We start from the raw sequence: 20322 nt of genomic DNA, 5'->3' as shown, positions 1-20322 counted from the left end.
ATACCCTATCTATTAAGTAAATAGATAGGGTAAATATAGTCAATGCAAGGAATATGAAATGAACGAATTAGGTAAACAATTAGAGCAGCGTTTTTACCGCTATCTCGCTATTGAAAGCCAAAGTGACGCAGCAAGCACAGTTGTTCCAAGCACAGAAGGGCAACGTGAGCTGGCAAAATTATTAGCGCAAGAACTTGAAAGCTATGGTCTGAAAGATATTTATATTGATGACCATGCCATCTTATATGCAATGCGCCCAGGAAATAAGCCTTCAGCACCAAAAATAGGTTTTGTGACTCATTTAGATACTGTCGATGTTGGGTTATCTCCCATCATTAAGCCTCAAACTTTGAGGTACGAAGGGCAGGATTTATGTTTAAATGAAAAAGAAAACATTTGGTTTAAGACTGCCGAGCACCCTGAAGCCGCGCCTTATATGGGTGAAGATATTATTTTTAGCGATGGAACCAGTGTACTGGGCGCTGATAATAAAGCCGCTGTAACGGTTGTTATGGAATTAATGCATAAGCTGCAATATGCCGATTTCGATTGTGGGGATATCTACGTTGCGTTTGTACCTGATGAAGAAATTGGTCTACGCGGTTCTAAAATTATGGATTTAACCCGCTTTAATGTTGACTTTGCTTATACTATTGACTGCTGTGCACTTGGTGAGGTTGTGTATGAAACGTTTAATGCAGCTTCTATCGAAGTTTCAATTAAAGGTATTACTGCACATCCCATGTCAGCTAAGAATGTATTATTGAATCCTATTCGGGTTGCGCATGATTTTATTGGCTGTTTTGACCGTTTTGATACCCCTGAGCACACAGAGCATCGCGAAGGCTATTTTTATGTCACAGATTTAATCGCAAACCCTGATAATGCTAAAATTAAAATGGCGATCCGTGATTTTGACCGCCATAGTTTCGCAGCTCGAAAACATTTTATAGAACAAGCGGTTGAGTTAATAAAAGCGCGTCATCCACGAGCAAAAATTGAATGCAATATTGTAGATGTGTATAGTAATATTAGTGACTCGTTAGGTGATGATCGTACCGCAATTGATTTAATTTTCGATGCATTGAAAATTCAAGAGGTTGAACCTAAAGTGATCCCGATGCGTGGTGGTACGGATGGTTCTGCTTTATCAGCTAGAGGTGTCTTAACTCCAAATTATTTTACTGGGGCACTTAATTTCCATTCATGCTTTGAGTTTCTACCAATCAGCTCTTTTGAGAAAAGCTACTTAGTATCAGAAACTATTTGTCGTTTAGTTGGAAAAAAATAATACTTCAGTTAATTCTTAATATTAAGACCACTCGATAAGGTGGTCTTTAATTATTAATCCACATGAGTTATTCACCTAAATTATAATTTAATATTATTTTTAATAAAACAAAGATAAATAAAAAAGTGTATGTGACTTTTTTATTTATTCATTTATTATTTTTACAATTAATTTTAAAATCCAACAGGGGAATTAATTGATTAATATTATAATAATTGACGATAATAATATTGCAATTCGTGGTTTTGAGGCGGTTTTTTCACGTCATATACGCTATAAGGTTGTTGCTTCTTTTCCAACTGTGGAACATGCGATTACATGGAATAGATGCCAAAAAGCAAATATGATTTTAATCAGTAGTGATCGCTTCCGTTATGATTCACTAAAAACAATTCAGACACTGCGCCGAACTCAGCCGGACGTTGGGATCATTATTTACAATGTCAGAAATAATCCGTCATTTTTTTTAAAGGCGCTAGATATCGGTATTTTTGGTTTATTAAGTATCAATGTGACAGAAGAAGACCTCATTGAAGCTATCCAGATTGTGAGTGTTAAACGGCGAATTATCTCTCCGGATATTGCGCAAGACCTTGCTCTCCAGCGGTTAATTTATAGCAATCAACAAGATATATATGATTTATTATCAGGACGTGAGTTGGAAATCATGTTAATGATTACTCAGGGAATGCCGATTAAACGGGTGGCAGAGTCGCTTTCCTTGAGCCCTAAAACAGTAAATACCTATCGATATCGAATGTTTAGTAAACTTAATATCTGTAGTGATGTAGAATTAACTCATATAGCCATCAGTTATGGTTTAATTACAGCAAAACAGGGTTTATCCGAGTGTCAGAACAGTTCGAGCCGAAAGCTTTCTTAAAAACAGTCACTAATCAACCTGGTGTGTACCGTATGTATGACGCTGGGGAAACGGTCATATATGTAGGGAAAGCAAAGGATCTTAAAAAACGCTTATCCAGTTACTTTCGTGAAAATGTGGGTAGCCGTAAAACAGAGCAGTTGGTTAAGCAAATCGCCTCTATTGATGTGACGGTGACTCATACCGAAACAGAAGCACTATTACTTGAACACAACTATATTAAGTTGTATCAACCACGTTATAACGTATTGTTGCGTGATGATAAATCTTATCCTTATCTATTTTTGAGCAGTGAAACACACCCTCGAATTTCGATGCATCGAGGGGCGAAACATGCGAAAGGTGAGTACTTTGGCCCTTTCCCAAGTTCTTATGCGGTGAGAGAAACATTGGCGTTAATGCAGAAGTTGTTTCCGATACGTCAATGTGAAGATAGCATGTATCGAAATCGCTCAAGGCCTTGTCTGCAATATCAAATTGGCCGTTGCTTAGGTCCTTGTGTTAAAGGCTTAGTTTCCGATGAAGACTATAATCAACAAGTAGAATATGTTCGTTTATTTTTAACCGGAAAAGATAAACAAGTTTTGGCGGGTCTCGTTGAGCGAATGGAAAAGGCAAGTTTAGAACTACGCTTTGAAGATGCCGCACGTTTTAGAGATCAAATTCAAGCGGTAAGGGCTGTTACGGAAGAGCAGTATGTATCTGGGGACAGTGATGACCTAGACGTTATTGGTGTTTTTTTTGAGTCTGGCCTTGCTTGCGTGCATGTACTTTTTATTCGTCAAGGGAAAGTCCTTGGAAGCCGTAGCTATTTTCCTAAAATTCCCGCAGATACTCAGCTTGAGGAAGTGGTTCAAACCTTCTTAGGTCAGTTTTATTTACAAGGCAGCGAAAATAGAACGCTACCGGGTGAAATATTATTAGATTTTGCATTAACAGAAAAAGAATTATTAGCGGAGTCTCTTTCTGAGATAGCCGGTCGTAAAATTAATATTCAAAGCCAGCCGCGTGGTGTGAGGGCTCGTTACTTAAAATTAGCGAGAACAAATGCATCAATTGCGCTTTCTACAAAATTAGCGCAACACTCGACTGTGCAACAACGTATGGTAGCACTAGCAAAAGTCGTTAATTTAGAAAATATTAACCGCATGGAGTGCTTTGATATTTCACATACGATGGGGGAGCAAACTGTCGCTTCTTGTGTTGTATTTGATAAATCAGGGCCAGTTAAATCAGAGTATCGGCGCTATAATATTACAGGGATCACTCCAGGAGATGATTATGCGGCGATGCATCAAGTTTTAACACGTCGTTATGGTAAACATATTGATGAAAGCAAAGTACCTGACATCATCTTTATTGATGGCGGTAAAGGCCAACTAGGGCAGGCAAGGGATGTATTTAATTCACTTGAGGTCGATTGGGATAAAAAGCACCCATTGCTAATTGGTGTGGCTAAGGGAAGCGACCGTAAAGCGGGGCTTGAAACGTTATTTTTAAAACCTGAAGGTGAAGGTTTTTCATTACCACCAGATTCTCCGGCGTTGCATGTGATCCAGCATATCCGAGATGAGTCGCATAATCATGCGATTACAGGGCATCGACAACGACGAGCAAAGGTCAAAAGTACCAGCGCATTAGAATCTATTGAAGGGGTTGGGCCAAAACGTCGGCAGATGCTGCTAAAATATATGGGTGGGTTACAGCCTTTACGTAATGCAAGCATAGAAGAAATCGCAAAAGTGCCCTCGATCTCATACGCCCTTGCAGAAAAGATTTATAATGCATTGAAACAGTGAGTGTCTTAGGGCAACATATTCATAATATCCAACTTGGTCAAAAAGTTAGTGAGCGTGATGAAATTAAACATACCAACGTGGTTGACATTATTTCGCGTCATCCTAATACCGTTTTTTGTATTAGCCTTTTATCTCCCTGTTACTTGGGGGCCGTTTGCATGTGCGCTTATTTTTGTTATCGCAGCGGTAACTGATTGGTTTGATGGTTTTTTAGCAAGGTTGTGGAAGCAAACCACAAAATTTGGTGCTTTTTTAGATCCGGTTGCTGATAAAGTCATGGTTGCAACGGCGTTAGTGTTAGTCACAGAAAGTTATGATGTTTGGTATGTGACTTTGCCGGCGGCAACTATGATTGCACGTGAAATCATTATTTCATCTTTACGTGAATGGATGGCAGAGATAGGTAAACGTAGTAGTGTGGCTGTTTCTTGGATTGGGAAATTTAAAACAACAGCTCAGATGATGTCATTAGTCGGTTTATTGTGGCGTCCAACGCCATTAATTGAAAACCTTTCAATTGCACTTATGTATGTGGCGGCTATCTTAACGTTTTGGTCAATGTTCCAATATTTAAAGGCTGCATGGGGCGATTTGAGCGAAGCGTGATCGAAATGATTGAAAAAACAGCGAACGATCCAATTATTTCAATAATTGTATTGACTCGATAGGTGAAATCAGTAGAATGCAACGCATCGAACGGCAACATGGTTTACGAAAATAAATAAGTAAATCAGCCAGTTTGAAAAGCATAAGCTGAAAAGTGAAGCTTTACGCGGGAATAGCTCAGTTGGTAGAGCACGACCTTGCCAAGGTCGGGGTCGCGAGTTCGAGTCTCGTTTCCCGCTCCAAATTTCGAAAGAAATTCGGATAAGGCGCGTTAGCAAAGCGGTTATGCACCGGATTGCAAATCCGTGTAGCTCGGTTCGACTCCGGGACGCGCCTCCAAAATTTAGCCCAGGTGGTGAAATCGGTAGACACAAGGGATTTAAAATCCCTCGGCCTTTAGGCTGTGCGGGTTCAAGTCCCGCCCTGGGCACCATCTTAAAATAATTAAACACCATTAAGTGTTTTATTTTAAGTTAGCTAACCACTATGCATCGTTATTGAATATATGGTTAGTCGGGATAAATTAATGATTTATCCAAGTTTGTGAGAAATACAATTTGGCCCAGGTGGTGAAATCGGTAGACACAAGGGATTTAAAATCCCTCGGCCTTTAGGCTGTGCGGGTTCAAGTCCCGCCCTGGGCACCATCTCAATTTCAATCAGTCATGATTTGAAGTTAACAATTAACCACCAATAGGTGGTTTTTTTGTATCTAATCTTCTTTAAATTCGTTGTATCTACTCAACTAATATCGGTTTATTAGTGATATTTCTTATTTATATTCAATGCATTACTTTTATAAGAGCGCAAAAGTTGCTTTATTGTGTCAATCAACGCGTAATTCGTGTAAAAAACCGTAAGTCAGACCGTTCTGTTGATGTTTTGTGTCACTATTTTGATTCTTGAAGAGGATCGAGCTATGTCTAACATGAAAACTGAAGTTGTCGTCGTACGATTAACGAAACACGAACGAGCACTACTAGATACAGTAAAAACAAAGCCTTTGTTGGCAGATTGGTTGAAAGAAATTGCTATGGCAGAGGCTAAACAACAGGAGAGCAAAGAAGAATAAGGCGGCCTTAACGATGCAGAAATCAATCGAGTCATTTAATGTGATGATAGAAAAGTTAATTTTTGATTAATTATTCGTTTTTGATAGTATCAAATTAGATGACTTAATTGGAATTTGAGACGTGATGATTAAAGGGATTTTGTTAACGTTAATACTGGTATTTGCTTCTGGTTGTACAACGAAAAAATTGGATGCCCCCTATGGGTTCAAATGGGGGCAAACCCCCGTTGATATAAAAAAATTGCATTTAAAAGGATTACAATGCACTGAATTTGAAGAGGGAGGTGCGTTATGTTCATCAAAAAATTCTCCTCAAATAGCAAATAAGCTGTTTTTATTGATGTTTTCTCGGGAAAAAAATACATTAATGTTAGTTTCTTCCCAAGGAAAAGATAGCCGCGACCAATCAGGCATTTTGGCCGAGTACGATGCGATTAATCAGAAAATGTTTGAAGTATATGGTTTGCCAAAGCAAACAATCGAGCGTTATAAACGGGATATTTATTTCTTAGATAAAATATCTGATGACGAAACAACGCCATTTAAGCGGGTTTATGAAAAAAATGGCATGCAGATTATGGTTGGTATTGTTAGTAATGCCCATTTTCGCAAAATTCACGATAAAAAAGACATTGTTTACTCAGTTATGGTTATCCATAATTTAATACCAACTAAGCCGCAATAGGCAGCTATCAAGTTATTTGATACACGCTAATGCTGTGTTTTTATTTCGTTTAGCGATGAGTTTGCACATATCTTTCTGCCGCATAAGTGTCGATAAAGTCGCATTCTAGAGTTGTGGCTTCACCATCGAAAACTTCAACAAAAGTCCCATCCTGTTTTACGCCTCAATAATGGTTACCGTCAGCAATGATTTTTAATAGTGGCAAAATATCGGTTAGCTCATAAAGTTCATTTCAAGATTTTATGCATAAGTGCGATGATTATTTAACTAAGATAAATCTCGTAGATGAAAATACTCATAAATGTTGGACTAGTAGAAATTATTTTATGAGTGATATCAGGAAATTATCATGAGAAAAACGTTATTAGTCGCTCTCTTGGCGCTATTTATCCCATTTTCTTCGCAAGCAGGCTCAAAATACTATGATTGCGGAAAAACGCTCATGAGTTTAGAGCAGCAACTGCGTCACGCTTCATACCATGGTAATAAAAACAAAGTGTCCAAAATCAGGAAGAAAATCCATAAAATTAGTAATAAGTGTTATGACAGCCACTCTGGCGCGACTAGAGTATATGACCATTATTCTAGAGGAAAAGAAACTAGCCTTGAGCGGGAATTAGATTCATTACGTCGTGTTATTGAAGCGCTTAACGATTTAAAATAGATAATTAATGAGAAAATAAGCCATAAACTGGTCTGTTCTCCCTATTTATTTTCACTCTGTCTTAAGTAAATGGATAATATCAGGTATATTAGACCCTGATTGTTAGCTACCAAGAAAAAATGACTATGATTATCAAACCTAAAATTCGTGGTTTTATCTGCACTACAGCTCATCCGGCAGGCTGTGAAGCCAATGTGCGTGAGCAAATTGCCTACGTGAAATCACGTGGTGAACTGAAAAACGGCCCTAAGAAAGTTTTAGTTATTGGTGCATCTACCGGTTACGGCTTGGCCTCTCGTATCAATGCTGCATTTGGCAGCGGTGCGGCTACCATCGGTGTATTTTTTGAAAAGCCAGGCAGTGAAGGTAAAACAGGCTCTGCGGGCTGGTACAATTCTGCAGGTTTTGACAAAGCAGCGAAAGAAGAAGGCTTGTATGCGAAAAGCATTAATGGTGATGCTTTTTCTGATGAATGCCGTCAAACCGTTATTGATTTAATTAAACAAGATTTAGGCCAAATTGATTTAGTGGTTTATTCACTGGCCTCACCTGTGCGTAAAATGCCTGAAACAGGTGAAATCGTACGTTCGGCCTTGAAACCTATTGGCGAACCGTACAAATCTGTTGCGCTGGATACCAACAAAGATGTGCTAATTGAAGCCGTTGTTGAGCCCGCAAATGAACAAGAAATCGCAGATACAGTAAAAGTCATGGGCGGCCAAGATTGGGAACTGTGGATGAATGCATTAGATGAAGCAGGTGTTTTAGCTGATAATGCACAATCTGTGGCTTATTCTTATATTGGTACGGATTTAACATGGCCAATTTATTGGCATGGTACATTAGGTAAAGCAAAAGAAGATTTAGACCGTGCGGCTCATGCAATTAACCAAAAATTGCAAGCTAAGGGTGGGGCAGCGTATGTTGCTGTATTAAAATCTGTTGTAACACAAGCCTCTTCTGCAATTCCTGTAATGCCTTTATATATCTCTATTGTCTTTAAAATCATGAAAGAGAAAGGGATCCATGAAGGTTGTATTGAACAAATTCAACGCTTATTTGCCACTAAATTATTCAATGATGCAGTGCCAGATACTGATGAAAAACATCGTCTACGTTTAGATGATTGGGAATTGCGTGATGATGTTCAAAATACATGTCGTGAAATTTGGCAGCAGTTGAATGATAATAACATCAATGAGCTAACGGATTACCAAGGCTATAAAGCTGAATTTCTCCGCTTATTTGGTTTCGGCCTAAATGGTGTTGATTATGATGCTGACCTTAGCGGTGAAGTGAATTTTGAAGTGAAAGAGCTGATTTAGTTGCTTTGGTCATGATTGTTAATATCTTAGAAACCCGCTAATTTGCGGGTTTCTTTTTTAGCTATCTTTGTAAATCATATGCTTCTGCTTTATTTTGTTCATTGAATTATTCTACTACGATGACCTCACCATCACGGATCAGTGCTTTAGAAATAATCACTCCATTTTCATCAAATTCAGTTACTGTGCCAACAAGTTCTCCATTTTTAAAAGTACCAGTAATGTTTGGTTTATTACTTGGAGTGTTATGGTAGATTTTAAATGGTCCTGATAACTTGCCTTGTAGCACGGTTAATTCGATATCGATACGGCCATTTTCATGGTAGTTGCGGACAGTTCCATTTATCTTACAGTTTTTAAGTTGAATTAGGGATTCAGGATTACCATTTTCATAGTAGGTTTTGATGTACTTATCCAAACATCCTTTAGATACCCAAGTTTTGAATTTTGGCTGGCCATTATCGTACTCAGTTTCAAATGCGCCTTCAGCAAGACCTTTAGGTGCTTCTGTGGAAGGAAACTCTATCGTTTTTAACTCATTTAATTCCCCAAATTTTGAATCTGAGTTTGAATTGGAATTTGTAGAGCCCCCAAGTTGACATCCGGAAATAAATAAAAATAAAGAAAGTAGTGCGATAGATTTAATTGGTTTTAGCTTGAACATGTATCCTCTATTATTACGGTAAAAAATAATGGATTCAATTGCATATAAAACTATAGCCTTTTTATGACTATATATTCTGAGAATTATCTTAAACTATTTATTTTTAATGGGTTGTAGAGGATTTTTACAGGATTATTAAGCTGAATAAATATTGATGTTAGTCAGCTTAATAATAAGGTAATTTAGCAAGTTAGTGTAATTTGTATAATAAGGGAGTCATGGATGTTAGTTGTTGAAATGCTGAGTACTGGCGATGAGGTTTTACACGGACAAATAATTGATACAAATGCAGCTTGGTTGGCAGACTGTTTTTTTCAACAAGGTCTCCCTTTGAGTAGCCGAACAACTGTTGGTGATGATTTAGATAGTTTAGTCGCTACTTTCCTTGAACGTAGTTTATCTGCAGATGTTCTGATTGTTAATGGCGGGCTTGGGCCAACAAGTGATGACTTAAGTGCTCTGGCAGCGGCTAAAGCTGCGGGAGTTCCATTAGTTGAGCATTCACAGTGGATTGAGGTTATGGAGCACTATTTTATTGCTAGAGGGCGAATTATGCCTGAGACAAATCGTAAGCAAGCGCTACTTCCTGCCAATGCGGAATTAATTGATAACCCAGTAGGAACAGCTTGTGGGTTTTCATTAGTTTTGAATGATTGTCTAATTTTTTTTACACCGGGGGTTCCTTCAGAGTTTAAAGTTATGGTGAATGAGCAAATTTTGCCGAGGTTACGTGAACGGTTTACATTGCCAGAGCCGCCAATTTGTTTACGTCTAACCAGTTTCGGTCGTAGTGAAAGTAGTCTTGCGAAGCAATTTGATAGTTTACCTTTACCTGAAAATTGTGTTTTAGGCTACCGCTCCTCAATGCCTATTATTGAATTAAAACTGACGGGGCCTGCATCACAAAAAGAATTGATGGAGAGAGATTGGCAACTCGTGAAGCAAGGAGTAGGGGATAATCTGATATTTGAAGGTACTGAAGGTTTAGCACAAAAAATTGGTAACTTATTAAAAGAAAAGAAATTAAACGTAATAGCTAGTGAACAATTTAGTGCAGGGTTATTAAATTGGACATTGGATTCAGCAGGAATCGTTATTTCTGACAGTCAAATTTTACCACTTGATGTGGAGCAAACATTAGAAACTCTAGCACAAAGAGCTCAAAATATAACGATTAACCACCCTTTATCTATTGGTTTAGTGATTGGTGAATATCATGAGCAGTATCTAAACGTTGCATTATCAACTCCAGGTAAGTGTTATGTGCAAAGAATTCACTATTTGCCAAATAATCATTCGCAGAAAGAAAAGCAAGAAGTCAGTGTAATGTTAGTATTAGATATGTTGTCTCGCTGGTTAAATGGTCGTGAGGTTATTGGCTATTATGAATGGTTAGTACAAACAGAAACACTTATCTTAGAGAGTTAGCGGGTTATGAAGTTAAAAGATTATGCGTGTATCCCTGTTCTTGAGGAAAGGCCTTTTCAATCGGAATTTCAGTCAGTAATAACAGAATCTATTTACTGGCTGAGTCACATATTAAAAGAAAAGCTCCATAGCCTATATGTTTATGGCAGTGTTGCAAAGGGCTGTGCAAAACCTCAACAATCAGATTTAGATCTGTGCATCATATTATGTGACGATCTTACCCAATTAGAAACAACCAGACTTAATGAAATACAAGTTCAATTGACGGTTAATCATACAGAAGTCAGCAAAATTGATTTTGATGTAGGTATGCTTGCGGATGTGATGAGTGAGGCTAATTTATATAGTTGGGGATATTGGATTAAGCATCACTGCCGTTGCATTTATGGGAATGATTTAGCTACACATTTTAGCCAATTTATCCCTTCGCGTGAAATCGCAGAAGCAGTTAATGGTGATTTTGTTAATGTACTCAATAATTATATTGACCAAATTAATCATTGTAATGATGACGCTGAACTAAAGTTATTATATCGGGCGGCATCGAGAAAGCTTATTCGTTCGACCAGCATTTTACGTTGGAAAAATGACAATGACTGGCCTGAAACATTATCAGAATACACACAGAAATTTGTCCAACGTTATCCTGAACGGCAATTTGAGATAAATTATTTTTTATATCAAGGTACAGCTCCGTTTGCTGATGAGCAATTCGTGGGAAAATTAATCCAGTTTATCAATTGGTTGGATTATGAGCGTTCTAATAGTATTAATAAATAAACCCGTTATAGTTCATCAGGCTGTAGTGCATTAACGATATAATTAATACTTGAAACACCCTTTTTGCAGGCCTTGTCTTTTAATATAGTCGGAGTTTTATCAATAGCCATTTTTACTGAAGACAGTTGATCAGTGTAGGTTTGTGCCCCAATAATCTCTGGATTATTATTTAAGTATTCAATAACTTCATCGACTTTTTGATAAAATTGGCCACACGAGTCACCATCAATTTCTAAGGTTTTTAATTCATTTAGCGTATTTGGAATCAGTTGCTTGGTTTGCTGTTGTACCTGCTCGATATACTTTCCTGTTTTTACTTGCTCAACGATAGTCATCACCTGATTTTTCAGGTTAAAAAACAAAGTAATAGCTGTAATTAAAGCGATGGCAAGAATAATATTGATGCTTATACTGATCCAGAGAAAGTATCTTTTCATTGCATTCCTTGAGTGAAAAATAAACCTGTAATATATAGCCTAGTAGAGTGAATAATGTCGATATGTAAGCTTAACACGAAAAAACAAGGTAACCCAATAATAGGTTACCTAGGTTATTATAATTGATAGTGGTTATCGAACCGTTAAAACAGAAATTTTTGAATTTTGAATAACCATTGATGCTGTCGAACCTAAAAAATATGTGGACATGCCGGGACGCTTTGAGCCAATTACAATTAAATCAGCAGAAATTTCTTCAGCAACGCGTAAAATCTCATCTCTTGGTGTTCCCATTAAAACTTGCGCGCTGTACTTATCACTTGAAAGATTAAATTCTTTAATAATCTCAGCGAGTTGTCTTGTAACATTATCTTGTTCACTATCCGCTTTTTCAGCAAAACCAAATCCCATCGTGGTATAGAAAGGGACAGTAGGAATAATCGCTAAAAAATGAATATGTGCTTTTTCATATTCAGCAAGGTATTGAATATGTGCCATAACTAAATGTGCTAAGCTTTTTTCTGTTATATCAATCGGAACTAAAATTTTATTATACATATTTTTCTCCAGCTTTTATTTATTGAGTTCATGCAGTAATCGGGTCGTTAGTTTATAAAGAGTAGAGCTGTTAAACAGTAAATGGCCGAGTCAATCAAAATAATGTTAATTTACACATAGGAATTACATACCTCGGGCTCCATCATAGCGGATCAACACCATAAATACTTTGACAGCGCATTTAACTTAAGAAACTTAATAGTGATATTTACAGGCTGTTTTTCATGCGCTTTGTGCTATACAAAACGTGAGTACTTTGAATCATCACCTTCCTGTTATATGATCTATACATGGTTTGTATACATATCATATTGTTGAGGTTATTTTGGGTATCGTAAAAATTTCAGATGAATTGCATGATTATCTACGCCATGCGAGCCAAGTTATGTCCCGGTCGATTAATTCACAGGCAGAATTTTGGATTAAAATTGGAATGCAAGCTGAATTAAACCCGAATAAGACATTTACTATGTTAATCAATGAAATGTTAGAGAAAGAGTCAATTGAATTAAAAGGAAAGGTTCATGAATAATATTACAATTAAAACAGCAGAAGAAATTGAACTGATGCGTGAGTCTGGACGACTTTTGGCTAGTGTTTTTAAGATGTTGGATTCATTTATCGTACCTGGTATTTCTACGATGGAAATTAATGATAAGGTTGAAAGCTATATTGTTAATGAGTTACAAGCAAGGCCTGCCAGTAAAGGGCAATATGGCTACCAATATGTTTTGAACACGTCTCTAAATGAAGTCGTTTGCCATGGCGTTCCAAAAACAGATGAAATTTTAAAAGCAAAAGACATTATTAATGTTGATATTACGCTAGAGAAAAACGGTTTCATTGCCGATTCAAGTAAAATGTATGTTATGCCGGAAGCTTCACCACTGGCACGTAAATTAGTTAAAGATACTTATGCCGCTATGTGGGAAGGCATAAAGCAAGTTAAACCAGGCGCAACGTTAGGTGATATTGGTTCCGCTATTCAACATTATGCGGAATCTAAAGGTTATAGTGTTGTACGTGAATATTGTGGGCATGGTATTGGCCGTGAAATGCATGAAGACCCGCAAGTTCTTCATTATGGTGTACGAGGGAAAGGGGTAGAATTAAAAGAAGGAATGACATTTACGATAGAGCCAATGATCAACCAAGGTGGAATGAAAATTAAAACAAAAAAAGATGGTTGGACAGTTGTAACGAGAGATAAAAAATTATCTGCACAATCGGAACATACGGTATTAGTCACTAAAGATGGCTATGAAGTTTTAACGCTACGTGATGAAGAAAAATAGCGTCAAAAATAGACTTTATAAGCTTGTTACCATTATGGTAACAAGCTTTTTTTATGCAAATTTTTATTATTGTCTCAGTGCTATTGCTATACGATTAAATGCACTCATTAAACCAATAGCGATAGTTAGGTCAGAAATTTGAGCATCAGAAAAATGGTGTTTTAATTCATTAAAGAGTACATCTGATGTACCACTGGTAGCTATGTTAACAACAGCTTCTGTCCAAGCTAATGCAGCGCGTTCTAATGAATTAAAATGATGACTGACTTGCCAGCCAGCGAGAGTATCAATTTTTTTGTTACTAACGCCATTTGAACGCAATGAGCTTGCATGCATATCTAGGCAAAATGCACAGCCATTGATTTGTGAAACTCTTAAATAGATGAGTTCTATCAGTTCTTTAGCTAGCCCGCTTTTATCCAATGCATTTTTGCAATCAATAAGCCCTTTATAAGCTTCAGGTGATAAATTGTTATAGGCTAATCTCAGTTCACTCATGAGTGATTCCTTACATATTTTGTTGTCAGATAAAATGCAATATTTTGTAATGATTATTTGTAATAGATGTAATATAAGGCTAGCTTGACCTAGGATAAAGAGACAAGATTAATCAAACTAGCTATGACAAGATAGCTGGAATGGTATTCTAGTTGGAGGGAGTATGTTAATAAAAGTTGATGCTCAAATAAGTACACCGCTATATTTACAAGTTTATCAGCGTATACATGAAGGTATTAAAAGCGGTCAATTACAAGCTCAACAACGCTTGCCTTCAATACGGGTATTGGCTAGTGAGCTAAATGTTGCTCGGGGAACCATCGAATTAGCCTATCAAATGTTACTGAGTGAAGGAATTATTGAGTCAAAAGGAGCAAAAGGGACATTTGTTGCGGATACAGTAAAAAAATTACGGACAGTACACTCATTATTGGAAAATAAAGGTCAATATCTAGATTTTGAAGTAGAGAACCGAAAGTTAATAGGGAATGAACAAACTACGGATAAAACAAAGAGTGAACAGAATGCCAAAGTTATCACAAATAAATTTCATGAATTGCAGCCATTCCAATTAGGCACTCCAGCCCTTGATGCATTTCCAACAAAGCTATGGGCAAGAATATCTGCGAAAATATTACGTGAAAGTCGTTTTGACTTATTAAGTTACCCTGATTCACAAGGTGTTATTGAATTACGGCAAGGGCTTGCGCGTTATTTGATGGTGTCACGGGGGATTTCTTGTTCTGCAGAACAAATATTTATTAGTTTTGGTCATAGAGCGAGTTTGCACCTGATTACTCAATGCCTATTTAATCATGGAGACGTAGGGTGGTTTGAAGAACCCGGTTATCATATTGCTCGCCATTTTTTACAGCAAATTGGTTTAAAGTTAGTTCCTGTTTCTGTTGATAATAATGGACTCGATGTTGAAGAAGGTAAGTTATTAGCACCTAGTGCAAATTTTGTGCTGGTTACACCGGCTCATCAAAGCCCAACAAATGTTGTTTTATCATTAGAAAGAAGATTGGCATTACTCGAATGGGCAAATAAACAAGGTAGTTGGATTATTGAAGATGATTATGATGGTGAATTTCATTACCAAGGAAGGCCTTTACCTGCATTAAAAAGTTTAGATAGCCAAGAACGGGTTATTTATTGTGGCACATTTAGCAAAACGTTATTCCCTGCTTTACGCCTCTCTTATATTGTGGTCCCACCATCTGTTATCGCGCATTTTCATTCCATTGCGGAGGTCTTAGGTAATCAGTGTCCAATATGGCAGCAACAGGTAACTAGTCAATTTATTAATGATGGACATTTTTTGCGACATTTACGAAAGATGCGCAACTTATATCGTCAAAGAAAACACTTTCTAATAGAGGCTATTTCAGAGGTACTGCCTAATATATTTGAAATTCAACCTCAAAGTGGAGGAATGCATATTTTAGTTAAGTTGGTCAATGGTAAATCTATTGGAGACTATGTGAAGTTGGCAAACGAATACGGGCTAAAAATAGAATCTTTGAATGAATGGTCGATAAAGAATATGGTTTCACCATTTTTATTATTGGGATTCACCAATATTAAAAGTAAATTAGAGGCCGTAAGCCTTTGTGAGCAGTTAAAGATAATTGATAGTAAACTTGTCTAATTTAATTATAGTGCTAAGTTTTTTCTATCAGTTGAGTTTTATCATTATTAATGATTTGTAATTAAATAAATTAGAAACTTAAAAAATATTGTAATTTATAAAAAATACAGATGGACTAAAATAAACTGTATTTAAGATAAATGATGATATATTATTGTTTTTAAATAAAATTAATAGCTATGCATTTTTTGCATGGCTTTTCGCCCATTTGCATTTCTCTTTAAGTTAAAAAAATGTAACTATCGGCTTCAGGCTCAAGAGTCGCATCCAATAAAGAGTTATAGTTTATTTCTATAACGATAAATAAATAAAATAGGGGTACGAATGAACAGACATAAACTTATGAAACAAATAATGATAGCGATTGTTTTAGGTATCATATTAGGTTGGGGGTGTCATAATTATGCTGCATCGGTAGAAGAAGCGAAAGATATTGCTTCTTATCTAAATATTATTACTGATGTTTTTTTACGTCTAATTAAAATGATAATAGCACCATTAGTATTTGCGACAATTGTTTCTGGAATTGTCTCTATGGGTGGTTCTTCATCTGTGGGTAGTATTACAATTAAAGCCATGGTTTGGTTTATTTCTGCAGCAGTAATTTCATTATTAATAGGCATGATCTTTGTTAATGTATTCCAACTAGGTGTTGGATTAAATTTAACAGCCCCGGCAGTTGCTGTAGATAGTGGTTTAAATACTTCTGGTTTTACCTTAAAGGCATTTATTACCCATATTTTCCCGAAAAGTTTTGCGGAAGCGATGGCAAATAATGAGATCCTACAAATATTAGTTTTCTCCATTTTCTTTGGTTCAGCTCTCGCATATATTTGCAAAGATAAAAAAAGCCCAATCGTTACATTAATCGAAGATTTATCACGTATTATGTTCCGTATTACTGACTATGTGATGAGTTTTGCTCCAATTGCAGTATTTGCCGCGATTGCTTCAGCAGTGACCGTCGAAGGTTTAGGGCTGCTTTATGATTATGGCAAACTTATAGGGCTTTTCTATGTCGCATTAGCAGTATTATGGGCGGTATTATTCTTCGCAGGTTATATCTTCTTAGGAAAATCTGTGTTCAATTTAGGAAAGCTTATTCGAGAACCTGTTGCTCTTGCATTTGCGACTGCAAGTAGTGAGTCTGCGTATCCAAAAACAATGGAAGCGTTGAATCAGTATGGTGTACCTAAAAAAGTGACCAGTTTTGTACTACCACTGGGATATTCATTTAACCTTGATGGCTCAATGATGTATCAGTCTTTTGCAGTGTTATTTATTGCGAATGCTTATGAAATTGACCTTAGTATTACAGAACAAATTCTTATTTTATTAACCTTAATGGTGACGAGTAAAGGGATGGCTGGTGTGGCTCGTGCTTCGATTGTTGTTGTTGCAGCAACGCTACCGATGTTCAGTTTACCTGAAGCGGGTATATTATTATTACTGGCAATTGATCAATTCTTAGATATGGGAAGAACGGCAACAAATGTCGTTGGAAATAGTATTTCTACCGCTGTAATATCACGTTTAGAAGAAAGAAAAGGGCGTATTAATGCAGAGCCAGAAGTTACACTGAATGATAAAGTAACACCTACACTAGAATAATTCACACCATAGTCATTAATGCTCAGTATACCCCTTCTTATAGCAATAGAAGGGGTTTTTATACAGTATGAAACATACTAAGTTGTTTGATTACGCATAAATTGCCAAAAACGCTCCGATGAAATATTTAATCTAGCTTCAGTACGATAGATATAAACTCCCATATTTATCGATAAGCTGGGATCGAGAATAGCCAGTTCATTTTGCTTAATTTCATTTTTAATTGAGTAATCAGGTAACCAGCCAACACCACTACCATTTAATACCATACGTTTTAATACATCACTCATCGATGAAACAAATGAGAGTTCAAAGGGCAGATCGGCTGATTTATTCATTAATTGATTAACCTGTCTTCCCATATAACTTTCATCAGTATATTTCATTAAGGGAAGTATTGAACCATCAAGAGTGTAAATAGGTTTTTTTTCTTTATCACATAGAGAGACTAAGTGTAGTTGACTGTCTAATATTTTTGCATGTAAGAAAGGTGATGACATCAATTCTTCATTATAAAATGATAAAATAAAATCACTTTGTCCTTCTTTTAGCTTATGAACAGCTTCATCAACATTTATTGATTCAACAAAGAATATTTTATCAATATTTTTAGAAAATTGAGATATAAAATCAGGAAGTAAAAAAACAGAAAGTGAATGAGCAGCAGAAATATTTACTCGCTGCTTGTCATTATCAACCCCTTTAATTCTATTTATTTGAAAATAAATATCATCAAGTAAGTTTCTTGCATAAACAATAAAGCTTTTTCCCTGAGGGGTGAGTTGTAGTGGGTTAGTGTTTCTATCGAATATTTCAAAACCAACAGAAGATTCAATGGATTGAATTCTTCGACTAAACGATGATTGAGAGATATTTCTTTTTTCTGCCGCTAATGTAAAACTGCGACACTCTTCTAGTACAACAATATCGTGCAACCATTTAATTTCAAGATTACTGATCATTGTGTCCTCTAATATTATAATTATTAATTTTGCTATGCAAATTTAGCATAACTTATAGAAACTCTGCAATTACGAAAGGAAAACATTATGTCATGATATCATCAATTTGAAGGAGGTATTATGAAAAAAATATTAGGTATGTTAGGGGGAATGGGTCCCGGTGCAACCGCAGATGCTTTTTCAAAACTCATTAATAATACAGGTGCCAAAAAAGACCAAGAACATATTCCTGTTATTATTGTGTCGATACCTGATATCCCTGATAGAACGGAAAATATTATTTATAGCGGCCCATCACCATTACCAGCAATGATTGAATACCTAAAAATACTAGAAAATGCAGGTGTATCTTGTATTATAATGCCATGTAATACGGCTCATTTCTGGTATGAGGATTTAATCAAAGAAACAGGGGTTCATTTTATTAGTATTATAAATGCGGCATGTAATAAAATTTTAAAAGATAGTGTAAAAAAAGTCGCTTTGTTAGCAACAACAGCGACTATTCAAACAAAACTATATCAAAATAAATTAAGTTTACATGGTGTTGAATGTATTGAACCTGATGAGATGAATCAATATAAAATAATGCAGAGTATTATTTCGTATAAATCAGGGGATATTAGAAAAGCAAAAGAGCTTATTTATCCTTATATAAATAAATTAAAATCAATAGGGGTCGATAAGTTTGTTATGGGATGTACGGAAATTCCTTTAATATTAGAGGAGATATCAAAGGATAGCCCAGAACAATTTATTGATGCGACGGAAGCGTTAATAAATGAAGCAATTGATTGGTATAGTTATAGTAATGGCTTTAAAGAAATAGGGAATAATCAGTTAATTTAATTAGATAGCTCAATAAGACCAGCACTAGGGAATTTAATTATTTTATAGCGATGAGTCATTATATAATGAAAATATAAGCACACATGAAAGTCATATGTGTGCTTTTACGTTTGCATTAGATAAATTAAGATTGATGGTAATTTGAACGATTTTACCATTGAATAGCTAAAATTTAGGAATATTAGACTTGTAGTTAGAAAACAAGTAGTGACAATAGGCGCTTTATTATAATTATTATTTGATAGGGATTAACCATGCAATTTAAATCAATGATTAAATTGGTTGTCGGCGCTGCATTACTGCTAGTTATCGGCCTCGTAGGTATTAACTCATATACCATTGTACAAGATGGTTCGGTTAAGGTTGGAACATTTTTAGGAAAAGTCGACCCAGTGGCTTATGATGCAGGTTTACATTTTCCAATTAACCCGTTTACAACGTTTGATACGTACTCAACAAAAGATATTCGTGTATCTCTAAAAGAGCTAAGAGTACCTTCACAAGATAAATTAAAATCTATTGTTGATATTACGGTAATGCTTCAGTTTGATGGCTCTAAAGCACCAGTATTACGTATTAATGGTGGTACAGAAAGTGAAGCTTTAGATAAATATGTACGCCAAAAATTGATTTCAACGATTTTGGAATTTGGTAAAGATGTTGCTAATGCGCAAGATCTTTATACAGCAGATACACAAAGAAAATTACAAGAATCTATTCGTGATGCTATTCAAGGGTATGCATCCCCTTATGGCTACACAATAAAAGAAATCATGATCCAAGATATTACTTTGCCTGAAGTTGTACAAGAGCAAGTCGTTAATACGAAAATGCGCCAAGAGCAAATTAACCAAGCAAAAGCAGAGGCAGAAAAAGAGCGTGAATTAGCTCAGAAAAAGGTTGTTATTGCAGAAGCAGAGAGAGAGTCTGCTGAACAACAAGCCATCGCTAGGGAACGTAATGCACAAGCAAGTTCATTTGCGATGCGTCAAGAAGCGGATGCAAAATTGTATGCTGCACAGAAAGAAGCTGAAGCTAATGCGATATTACAACGTACTATTACCCGTGAAATGATCAATTGGAAACAGTTAGAGATTGAACAAATTAAAGCTCACAAATATAAAGGTGAAGTGCCTAATATTGTTGTTGGTGCAGACTATGATGGCAAAATGATTATGGACATGCGTAATAGCCAGTAATTTTCATTAAAAGAATGACTACATTTACAAGCTGTTCTATTAAGCTTGAAGTAACCACATAAAGT

At 36.2% G+C, this 20322-nt stretch carries 21 protein-coding genes and 4 tRNA genes; 20 read left to right on the top strand and 5 right to left on the bottom strand.

Annotated features, from left to right (window positions below):
* The first annotated feature begins 58 nt into the window (after positions 1-58).
* From pepT to fabV, 12 genes are all read left to right on the top strand, one after another.
* The gene (pepT, locus tag PSF09_RS01230) at positions 59-1291 is read left to right on the top strand and encodes a peptidase T (RefSeq protein ID WP_272665146.1); all 1233 of its coding nucleotides are present in this window, start codon (positions 59-61) and stop codon (positions 1289-1291) included.
* A gap of 196 nt (positions 1292-1487) precedes the next feature.
* Positions 1488-2174: a LuxR C-terminal-related transcriptional regulator gene (locus PSF09_RS01225; protein WP_272665145.1), complete on the top strand. Its 687-nt coding sequence runs from the start codon at positions 1488-1490 to the stop codon at positions 2172-2174.
* Complete coding sequence (gene uvrC / locus PSF09_RS01220; protein ID WP_272683350.1) at positions 2141-3973, top strand: excinuclease ABC subunit UvrC; 1833 nt, start codon at positions 2141-2143, stop codon at positions 3971-3973. Before PSF09_RS01225 ends, uvrC begins: the two co-directional genes overlap by 34 nt.
* A gap of 57 nt (positions 3974-4030) precedes the next feature.
* Positions 4031-4579, top strand: coding sequence for a CDP-diacylglycerol--glycerol-3-phosphate 3-phosphatidyltransferase (gene pgsA / locus PSF09_RS01215; protein WP_004263394.1), 549 nt, complete (start codon positions 4031-4033; stop codon positions 4577-4579).
* 166 nt (positions 4580-4745) lie between these two features.
* Positions 4746-4821, top strand: a tRNA-Gly gene (locus tag PSF09_RS01210).
* A 23-nt stretch (positions 4822-4844) separates the two neighbouring features.
* Positions 4845-4918, top strand: a tRNA-Cys gene (locus tag PSF09_RS01205).
* A gap of 7 nt (positions 4919-4925) precedes the next feature.
* Positions 4926-5012, top strand: a tRNA-Leu gene (locus PSF09_RS01200).
* Positions 5013-5139: 127 nt separating this feature from the next.
* Positions 5140-5226: transfer RNA gene (locus PSF09_RS01195), tRNA-Leu, on the top strand.
* A gap of 272 nt (positions 5227-5498) precedes the next feature.
* Positions 5499-5651, top strand: coding sequence for an MbeCy (locus PSF09_RS01190; protein WP_210839618.1), 153 nt, complete (start codon positions 5499-5501; stop codon positions 5649-5651).
* A gap of 121 nt (positions 5652-5772) precedes the next feature.
* Positions 5773-6336, top strand: coding sequence for a hypothetical protein (locus tag PSF09_RS01185; RefSeq protein WP_272665143.1), 564 nt, complete (start codon positions 5773-5775; stop codon positions 6334-6336).
* Between the two features lie 349 nt (positions 6337-6685).
* Positions 6686-7000 carry a DUF1090 family protein gene (locus tag PSF09_RS01180; protein ID WP_272665142.1) on the top strand — a complete coding sequence of 105 codons (315 nt, stop codon included), beginning with the start codon at positions 6686-6688 and terminating at the stop codon, positions 6998-7000.
* 125 nt (positions 7001-7125) lie between these two features.
* A complete protein-coding gene (gene fabV, locus PSF09_RS01175; RefSeq protein WP_109911334.1) occupies positions 7126-8325 on the top strand; it encodes an enoyl-ACP reductase FabV in 1200 nt (399 codons plus the stop codon).
* A gap of 106 nt (positions 8326-8431) precedes the next feature.
* On the opposite strand, the gene PSF09_RS01170 is transcribed toward fabV, so the two are convergent.
* Entirely contained in the window at positions 8432-8989 is a 558-nt protein-coding gene (locus PSF09_RS01170; protein ID WP_272665141.1) for a toxin-antitoxin system YwqK family antitoxin, read from the bottom strand.
* A gap of 222 nt (positions 8990-9211) precedes the next feature.
* On the opposite strand from PSF09_RS01170, the gene PSF09_RS01165 reads away from it, so the two are divergent.
* Complete coding sequence (locus PSF09_RS01165) at positions 9212-10417, top strand: nicotinamide mononucleotide deamidase-related protein YfaY (RefSeq protein ID WP_272683349.1); 1206 nt, start codon at positions 9212-9214, stop codon at positions 10415-10417.
* A gap of 6 nt (positions 10418-10423) precedes the next feature.
* A complete protein-coding gene (locus tag PSF09_RS01160; RefSeq protein WP_210839609.1) occupies positions 10424-11197 on the top strand; it encodes a nucleotidyltransferase domain-containing protein in 774 nt (257 codons plus the stop codon).
* Positions 11198-11202: 5 nt separating this feature from the next.
* Here the strand turns inward: PSF09_RS01160 and PSF09_RS01155 are convergent, their stop codons facing one another.
* Positions 11203-11634 (bottom strand): DUF5339 family protein, encoded by a 432-nt coding sequence (locus PSF09_RS01155; RefSeq protein ID WP_210839602.1) that lies wholly within the window; start codon positions 11632-11634, stop codon positions 11203-11205.
* A 132-nt stretch (positions 11635-11766) separates the two neighbouring features.
* Complete coding sequence (locus PSF09_RS01150) at positions 11767-12192, bottom strand: universal stress protein (RefSeq protein WP_272665139.1); 426 nt, start codon at positions 12190-12192, stop codon at positions 11767-11769.
* A gap of 325 nt (positions 12193-12517) precedes the next feature.
* On the opposite strand from PSF09_RS01150, the gene PSF09_RS01145 reads away from it, so the two are divergent.
* Together PSF09_RS01145 and map are read left to right on the top strand one after the other, a co-directional pair.
* Positions 12518-12724 (top strand): ParD-like family protein, encoded by a 207-nt coding sequence (locus PSF09_RS01145; protein WP_004910200.1) that lies wholly within the window; start codon positions 12518-12520, stop codon positions 12722-12724.
* Positions 12717-13487, top strand: coding sequence for a type I methionyl aminopeptidase (gene map, locus PSF09_RS01140; protein WP_004263445.1), 771 nt, complete (start codon positions 12717-12719; stop codon positions 13485-13487). Before PSF09_RS01145 ends, map begins: the two co-directional genes overlap by 8 nt.
* Positions 13488-13553: 66 nt before the next feature.
* Here map and PSF09_RS01135 read toward each other — a convergent pair whose 3' ends face one another.
* On the bottom strand, positions 13554-13985 hold the full coding sequence (locus PSF09_RS01135) for a carboxymuconolactone decarboxylase family protein (RefSeq protein WP_272665138.1): 432 nt from the start codon (positions 13983-13985) through the stop codon (positions 13554-13556).
* Between the two features lie 163 nt (positions 13986-14148).
* Between PSF09_RS01135 and pdxR the strand changes: the two genes are divergently transcribed.
* A complete protein-coding gene (pdxR, locus tag PSF09_RS01130) occupies positions 14149-15636 on the top strand; it encodes a MocR-like pyridoxine biosynthesis transcription factor PdxR (RefSeq protein WP_272665137.1) in 1488 nt (495 codons plus the stop codon).
* 324 nt (positions 15637-15960) lie between these two features.
* Positions 15961-17247 (top strand): dicarboxylate/amino acid:cation symporter, encoded by a 1287-nt coding sequence (locus PSF09_RS01125; RefSeq protein ID WP_272683348.1) that lies wholly within the window; start codon positions 15961-15963, stop codon positions 17245-17247.
* A gap of 77 nt (positions 17248-17324) precedes the next feature.
* On the opposite strand, the gene PSF09_RS01120 is transcribed toward PSF09_RS01125, so the two are convergent.
* Complete coding sequence (locus PSF09_RS01120; RefSeq protein ID WP_272665135.1) at positions 17325-18209, bottom strand: LysR substrate-binding domain-containing protein; 885 nt, start codon at positions 18207-18209, stop codon at positions 17325-17327.
* A 120-nt stretch (positions 18210-18329) separates the two neighbouring features.
* Here PSF09_RS01120 and PSF09_RS01115 point away from each other — a divergent pair, with 120 nt between their 5' ends.
* Both PSF09_RS01115 and PSF09_RS01110 read left to right on the top strand, forming a co-directional pair.
* Positions 18330-19058: an aspartate/glutamate racemase family protein gene (locus PSF09_RS01115; protein ID WP_272665134.1), complete on the top strand. Its 729-nt coding sequence runs from the start codon at positions 18330-18332 to the stop codon at positions 19056-19058.
* Between the two features lie 254 nt (positions 19059-19312).
* Complete coding sequence (locus PSF09_RS01110; RefSeq protein WP_004910213.1) at positions 19313-20257, top strand: SPFH domain-containing protein; 945 nt, start codon at positions 19313-19315, stop codon at positions 20255-20257.
* Positions 20258-20322: the final 65 nt, after the last annotated feature.

The organism is Providencia sp. PROV141 (assembly GCF_028481645.1).
Classification (GTDB): Bacteria; Pseudomonadota; Gammaproteobacteria; order Enterobacterales; family Enterobacteriaceae; genus Providencia; species Providencia rettgeri.
Note: the sequence above shows the minus strand (reverse complement) of the source record. Positions and strands in the feature narration are given on the sequence as shown.